The sequence below is a fragment of the Rhizobium sp. 18055 genome (genome assembly GCF_902706285.1).
Taxonomy (GTDB): domain Bacteria; phylum Pseudomonadota; class Alphaproteobacteria; order Rhizobiales; family Rhizobiaceae; genus Rhizobium.
In genome coordinates this window covers 1-480 of record NZ_CACSKD010000190.1, presented here as the reverse complement: position 1 = coordinate 480, position 480 = coordinate 1, and the positions used below count along the sequence as shown (strand labels likewise).

Here is a 480-nt window from a genome sequence, read left to right as displayed (position 1 = left end):
ATCATGCGCGCCTTCCCTCTCATCCCATGCCGCCGCCGCGGCCGTTTCGCCCATGCTGCCCCGCCACACCGATCCCATCGCCGCCATCGCCACCGCACCGGGGCGGGGCGCCGTGGGCATCGTGCGCGTGTCGGGCCGGGGCCTCGGCCCGCTGGTGGAGGCGCTCTGCGGGCGCGCGCTGCGCCCGCGCGAGGCCACCTACCTGCCGTTCCGCGATGCCGCGGGCCAGGCCATCGACCAGGGACTGGCGCTCTACTTCCCCGCGCCGCACAGCTACACCGGCGAGGACGTGCTGGAGCTGCAGGCGCACGGCGGGCCCGTGGTGCTGCAATTGCTGCTGGCCCGCTGCCTGCAGGCCGCCGCCGAGGCGCAGGCGGCCACCGGCCGGCCGCGCCTGTCCGGCCTGCGGCTGGCGCGGCCCGGCGAGTTCACCGAGCGCGCCTTCCTGAACGACAAGATCGATCTCGCGCAGGCCGAGGC

General features: G+C 76.2%; 1 pseudogene. It reads left to right on the top strand.

The features are described 5' to 3' along the window. Nucleotides 1-52: 52 nt before the first annotated feature. Nucleotides 53-480, top strand: a pseudogene (locus tag GVL52_RS31890) (hypothetical protein); the annotation flags it as partial.